Consider the following 6,359-nt stretch of genomic DNA (forward strand, 5'->3'; position numbering starts at 1 on the left):
CCGCAGCTGCCGGCGCGCACCACCCGATCCGGAGGCCGCCGAGCATGACGCCGCCCGATCACGGCGCCGATCGCACCACGACGTCCGGGCGCTTCCCGTCGAACTGGGCCGCGTCGTGCGAGCACAGCACTCGGACCCGATCCGGCTGCGCGACCGCGAGATCGCGTAGCCGGTCCAGGTTGTCCCGGCGCTGCGCCCCGTCCACCTGTATGAGCGACCGGAACACCCGCAGTCCGGGCGGGCAGCGGTCGCGGACGCCGATCTCGCGGTGGTCGAAGAACGCGTCCCCGGCGTGCAGCAGCCAGTCCTGCCCGGTGCGCACGGCCACGCCGGTGTGCCCCCGGGTGTGCCCGGCCAGCGGGATCAGCAGCACGTCCTCGGGCAGGCCGGGAATCTCCCGCACAGCCCGGAACCCGAACCAGGATTCGCCCGCGCGATCGGGGACGGGGGTGAACTGCGGGCCGTGCTCGAACTGGTGCGGCAGGTACCGCCTGGCGGCGACGTCGTCGAGCATCGCGGCGTGCTCGGTCTCGTGCACGTGTACCCGGGCGTGCGGGAAATCGGGCAGGCCGCCGGCGTGGTCGCGGTCGAGGTGGGTGAGCACCACATGGCGCACGTCCTCGGTGCGGTAACCGAGCCGGCGCACCTGCGCGGCCGCGGTCTCGGCAGGATCCAGATCCGGACGCACGAGCCGCCGCCAGCCGGTTCCCAGTTCCCGGGTCCGCGTACTCACATCCGGCACACCGAGCCCGGTGTCGACCAGCACGAGCTCCGCACCGGTATCCAGCAGCAAGCAGTGGCACACCATCCGCGCGGAGACGTGCCCGCCCTCCCGGTTCACCAGGCGGCCGCCCGGCGGTCGCATCGTGCCGCAGTTGAGGTGCTGGACGCGCATTCAGGCTCCCTGGGGCGCGGAGAGGTCCACCCAGGCCAGGCTACGCCGACACCGATCGGGACAGGAGCCCTCGCGGACGACGACGCTGGGCCTGCGATGAACGGCCCAACGCGCTGAGCCGACCCGACGCACCGGATGAGGTCCGTGTCACGGCGGCGGTCGGGCGGGGCACCATACCCGGCATGGACGAACCCGACTCGGACGACGCATCCCTCTGGCAGCGCTACGACCGCGCGGGAACCCCGATCTCCGCGGAACGCTTCGTCGAACTCGCTCGCCAGCCCGGATACCGGTTCATCCGCCGCACCTCGCTGCTGGACGCCGCCGACCCGCACCGGACGTTCCGCATCACCACGGTCTGGATCGGCGCGGTGGCCCGCACTCCCGGCGACGGGCCGCCGCAGATCTTCGAGACGATGGTGTTCGGTCCGGACCACCACCCGTTCCGGCCGCTGCACGGGCGCAAGTACGGCACCGAGCCGGACGCGATGATCGGTCACCACGAGGCGGCCGGGAAGCTGGCCACCCAGTTGATCGACCCGGTGCGCGTTGATCTCGACTGATCGCGGTGCTCAGAAGTCGGTGCCGCACCAGGGAACCTGGCCTGCGGCGAACAACCGGTCGGCGACCGGGATCGCCGCGGGCTCGTACACCGTGACCCGTCCCGCGGCGGCCAGCGCCGACATCGCCTGATCACCGAGGTAGAGCGCCGCCAGCGCTTCCACGGGCAGGCTCAGCTGAGCGGGCCCGGTCCAGCGCTCAACCCCATGCTCGCCGATCCGGTAGCAGCCGGAATTGTCCGGCAAGAAGGCGTCCTCGACTTCGAGGGCCACCGACAGGCCCGCCGGGTAGCTGCGGGCCCGCAGCGCCGCACCGACATCGATCAACCGCAGCCACAGGTCATCGCCGACCTGCCGGGTGCGGCACTGGCGGCGGTCGGTCAGCCACCACTCCAGCGGTTCGTCCAGCGGACGCCCATACCCGGTGACCAGACCGGTCAGGTCCATGCCGAGCAGGAAGCGCCACAGATCGGCCGCGGCGGCCGGACTCGCCGCCCGCAGATCGTGCACCCGCAGCTGGTGCTCCCAACCGAGACCGTCGCCGCTCCCGGGTTCGTACACCGCGAAACCGTCGTCGGTGCCGTCCTCGGCGGTGCGCACCACGGCGAGCGCGCGGTCGCCGAGCACCGCTTCCCGGCCCCGCCACCAGGCCGCGTTGCGGGTGACCGCACCCGGCCGGTCAGTGCGGGTGCGGTGGTAGATCCGGTCGAACAGCTCAGCGGATTCCTGCGGGACGACCATCCGCACCTCGCCACCACCAGGAGCGGAATCCCGCATCCGCGTGCGTCGGCGGTCGATCTCCACCGTCCGGGCCCGAGTGGCGACCCCGTAGCCGAATCGCTCGTAGATCACGGCTTCGGTGGCGCGCAGCACCGCAACCGGTTCGCCGAGTTCACGCGCGCCGTGCAGCTGCCTGCGCATCAACGCGGTGAGCAGCCCGCGCCGCGTGCGGTCGGCGCGCACCGCGACGCCGGTGACCTCGGCGGCACCGATGGTCTCGCCGCCGGGCACGGTCAGCGAACCGGCCGTGGAGCGGGCGGTGCCGCACAGCTCTCCCCGGGCGAACGCGCCCAGCACCCTGCCCTGCTCGAACCGGGTCGCGGTCTGCACCCAGCGCTCGTCGGTCGACGGCGGCAGGTGCAGGGCACGCAGGAACAGGTCGTGCGCCTGGCGGAATTCGGACGGCGACAGCGCCCGGACCTCGTGCTCGCTCACATCCCGATGGTCGGGGACGACCGCGGCACGGGCAGCGCAACCGGGCCCACTCCGGGACAACCGGGCCCACTCCGGGACAACCGGGCCTACTTCGGGCGGCCGACCTCGTAGACGCCGTGCTCGTCCTTGACCGTCACCGTCACCACGCCCGGCCCGGAGGCCGAGGCGATCCGGCAGTCGAACCGGTGCGCGGGCACGACCTGCTGCCCGTCCGGGCAGGTCACCCGCGCGACCCCGTCGATGTCGTAGGAATCCTGCAGGGTGGTGGCGACCCCCTGCTCGACGGCGCGCGCGTCGAACTCGGTGCGCACGAACCAGCCGGGCACGGCGAACCCGGTCACCAGTACCCCAGCGACCACGAGCAGCACTCCGCTTCCGGCCAGCACCCAGGGCAGCGGGCGCGGGCGCCGCCGAACGGGTTCGAAGCCCTGCGCCGGGACGTACCCGTGCGTGGCGGGCACACCGCGCGGCTGCGGACCACCGAACGGGGCACCGGTCTGCCAGGGCGGTGCGGGCTGCACCCCGTGCGGGGCTCCGGAACTCCACGGTGGCGCGCCCCAGCCCGGAGCCGCCCCCTGCTGGCCCGTCCAGTCCGGGGCCTGCTGACGTCCCCACTGCGGATCCGCCCACGGCGGCGCCGCCCATCCGGACCGACCGCTGGGGTCGTGGGGATTGGTCATCGCCACCTCCGGGTGGGTTCACTCGTTCGCGCGGACGCGGCAGCGATCAAACCACAACCCGGTACCGGCGAGGTCCCGCGGTCGGCGATCGGGCCGCGGTCAGGACACACCGGCGGCGACCACGCCGCGGCGGATGGCGGTGACGGCCTTGGCCGCGGCCGAGCCCACCGGATCGCGCCCGGTGACCACCCGCACCTGGTCGAGCAGGTCCACGACCTGCCTGCACCAGCGCACGAAGTCGCCCGCGGACAGCTCCTGCCCCGCGCTCGCAGCCGTGGTCAGCACCTTCTCCAGGGATTCGCCGCGCGCCCATCGGTAGACCGGCCAGGCGAACCCGGGATCGGGTTCGCGGGTGCGGTCGAGCTTGTGCCTGCGCTCGTCGTCCTCCAGCTCGCCCCACAGCCGCCAGGTCGCGTCCAGCGCGTCGCTGACCTGCCCGGAGGGCACTTGCGGCGCCAGCGGGCCGTCCCGCCGCGACTCGAAGACGAGGGAGGACACCACCGCGGCCAGTTCGGCGGGCCCCAGGTCCTGCCAGACCCCGACACGCAGGCATTCGGCGGTGAGCAGGTCGGATTCGCTGTAGAGCCGGGACAGCCGCAGGCCGTGCTCGGTGACCTCGGTCGCACCGGAATCCTGCTCGGCGAGGTAGTCGCGCTCGGCCAGCAGCGCGGTGATCCGGTCGAAGGACCGGGCCAGCGAGTGCGTGGTGGCGGCGACCTTGCGTTCCAGCTGACCGGTTTCCGCGACGAGCCGCTCGTAGCGCTCCGCCCAGCGCGCGTGGTGGTCCCGTTCGGCGCACCCGTGGCAGGGGTGGGCGCGCAGTGCCTTGCGCAGCTGGGCCAGTTCCGCGTCATCGGTGGCGTCCGAGCGCCGGCGCGTGCGCCCACCGGGAGTGCGGATTCCGGTGTTGCGCAGCGTGGAGGCGAGGTCGCGGCGGGACTTCGGTGAGCGGGTGTCGACGTGCTTGGGCAGTTTGATCTTGCCCAGCGACTCCACCGGCGAGGTGAAGTCGGCGACCGACAACCGTCCGGACCAGCGGTCCTCGGTGACCACCAGCGGCCGCGGATCGCTCATCGGTTCCAGGCCCGGGTCGATGACCACCGCCAAGCCCGACCTCCTGCCAGCCGGGACCGCGATCACGTCGCCCTTGCGCAGCTTCTCCAGCGATTTCGCCGCTTCGACGCGGCGGGACTGCTTGTTCTGCCGGGCCAGGTACTTCTCCCGGTCGGAGATCCGCTTGCGCAGCTGGAAGTACTCCTGGAAATCGCCCCGGTCGCAGTGCATCGCCTCGGCGTAGCCGTCCAGAGCCGCGGTGTTGCGGTCCAGGCGGCGGGACATGCCCACCACCGAGCGGTCGGCCTGGAACTGGGCGAACGACTGCTCCAGCAGATCGCGCGCCGATTCCCTGCCGACGCGGTGCACCAGGTTGACCGCCATGTTGTAGCCCGGCCGGAACGACGAGCGCAGCGGATAGGTGCGGGTGGAGGCCAGACCACCGACCTGCTTGGGGTCCACACCGGGCTGCCAGAGCACGACCGCGTGCCCTTCCACATCGATGCCGCGCCGACCCGCGCGCCCGGTGAGCTGGGTGTACTCGCCCGGCGTGAGGTCGACGTGCGATTCGCCGTTGAACTTGACCAGGCGTTCCAGCACCACGGTGCGCGCGGGCATGTTGATGCCCAGCGCCAGCGTCTCGGTCGCGAACACGGCTTTGACCAGGCCTCGGACGAACAGGTCCTCGACGGTTTCCTTGAACGCGGGCAGCAGGCCGGCGTGGTGGGTGGCCAGGCCGCGTTCCAGCCCATCGCGCCATTCCCAGTAGCCGAGCACGGTGAGGTCGTTCTCGGGCAGCCCGGCGGTGTGCTCGTCGGCGATCTCGCGGATCTGGGCGGCTTCTGCCTCGGTGGTCAGCCGCAGCCCGGTGCGCACGCACTGGGCCACGGCCTGGTCGCAGCCCGCGCGGCTGAAGATGAACACGATCGCGGGAAGCAGACCGGCCGCGTCCAGTCCGGTGAGCACCTCAGCCCGGGCCGGCGGCTGGAACTTGGGCCGCCGCGGACCTTTGGCGCGCTTGCCGTCCGGACCGCCGCGCCGCGGTTGCGGTGCGTGCGAGCGCAGCAGCTGCTGGGTCTGCCGCATGAGCTCGGGGTTGATCTTGAGCTCGCGGCCCGCCGTCTCCCCGCCGAACAGGTCGTGCATCCGGCTGCCGACGAGCATGTGTTGCCAGAGCGGAACCGGCCGGTGCTCGTCGACCACGATGGTCGTCTCCCCGCGCACCTCCTGCAGCCATTCGCCGAACTCCTCGGCGTTGCTGACCGTCGCCGACAGGCTGGCCAGCTGCACGTGCTCGGGCAGGTGCAGGATCACTTCCTCCCAGACCGCGCCGCGGAACCGGTCGGCGAGGTAGTGCACCTCGTCCATGACCACGAATCCGAGCTGGTCAAGGCTGCGCGAGCCCGCGTAGAGCATGTTGCGCAGCACCTCGGTGGTCATCACGACCACCTGGGCGTCACCGTTGTGCGAGGTATCCCCGGTCAGCAGACCGACCGCGTCGCTGCCGTAGCGCTCGCACAGGTCGGCGTACTTCTGGTTGGACAGCGCCTTGATCGGCGTGGTGTAGAAGCACTTGCGCCCCGCGGCCAGTGCCCGGTGCACGGCGAACTCGCCGACGACGGTCTTGCCCGCACCGGTGGGGGCGCACACCAGTACGCCGCGCCCCGATTCCAGGGCCTGGCAGGCAGTGCGTTGGAAGGGATCGAGCTCGAACCCGAGCTCACCCGCGAACCCGGCCAGCTCCGGATGGGCGTTGCGTCGCGCATGCGCCGCGTACGCCTCCGCGGGCGAGGACGTTGCGGGGTCGGAACCGCTTTCAGCCACCCCCCAAGACTTTCACACCCGGCCCCGACCCGTCGCACCCGCAGCGCACCCGGCTGCTCCGGACGCGTGCGGCCCCGGCTCGGACCCCCGGCGGGACCGGCCCGCCCGGGGGTCAGGTCGCGTCGTCGCTGC

General features: G+C 72.3%; 5 protein-coding genes. 1 reads left to right on the plus strand and 4 read right to left on the minus strand.

Annotation, left to right across the window (positions count from 1 at the left end; genetic code table 11):
* Positions 1–58 precede the first annotated feature (58 nt).
* Positions 59–895 carry an MBL fold metallo-hydrolase gene (locus IQ251_RS18570; RefSeq protein WP_193930136.1) on the minus strand — a complete coding sequence of 279 codons (837 nt, stop codon included), beginning with the start codon at positions 893–895 and terminating at the stop codon, positions 59–61.
* 182 nt (positions 896–1,077) lie between these two features.
* On the opposite strand from IQ251_RS18570, the gene IQ251_RS18575 reads away from it, so the two are divergent.
* Positions 1,078–1,458, plus strand: coding sequence for a hypothetical protein (locus IQ251_RS18575; RefSeq protein ID WP_193930138.1), 381 nt, complete (start codon positions 1,078–1,080; stop codon positions 1,456–1,458).
* Positions 1,459–1,467: 9 nt separating this feature from the next.
* Here IQ251_RS18575 and IQ251_RS18580 read toward each other — a convergent pair whose 3' ends face one another.
* The 3 genes from IQ251_RS18580 to IQ251_RS18590 form a co-directional block, all read right to left on the minus strand.
* Positions 1,468–2,670, minus strand: a complete 1,203-nt coding sequence (locus IQ251_RS18580) for a GNAT family N-acetyltransferase (protein ID WP_193930139.1) — start codon at positions 2,668–2,670, stop codon at positions 1,468–1,470.
* Positions 2,671–2,756: 86 nt separating this feature from the next.
* On the minus strand, positions 2,757–3,350 hold the full coding sequence (locus IQ251_RS18585; protein WP_193930141.1) for a DUF4333 domain-containing protein: 594 nt from the start codon (positions 3,348–3,350) through the stop codon (positions 2,757–2,759).
* Positions 3,351–3,449: 99 nt separating this feature from the next.
* On the minus strand, positions 3,450–6,227 hold the full coding sequence (locus tag IQ251_RS18590; RefSeq protein ID WP_193930143.1) for a DEAD/DEAH box helicase: 2,778 nt from the start codon (positions 6,225–6,227) through the stop codon (positions 3,450–3,452).
* Positions 6,228–6,359 lie beyond the last annotated feature (132 nt).

It is taken from the genome of Saccharopolyspora montiporae (assembly GCF_015209505.1).
In the GTDB taxonomy this organism is placed as follows: Bacteria; Actinomycetota; Actinomycetes; order Mycobacteriales; family Pseudonocardiaceae; genus Saccharopolyspora; species Saccharopolyspora montiporae.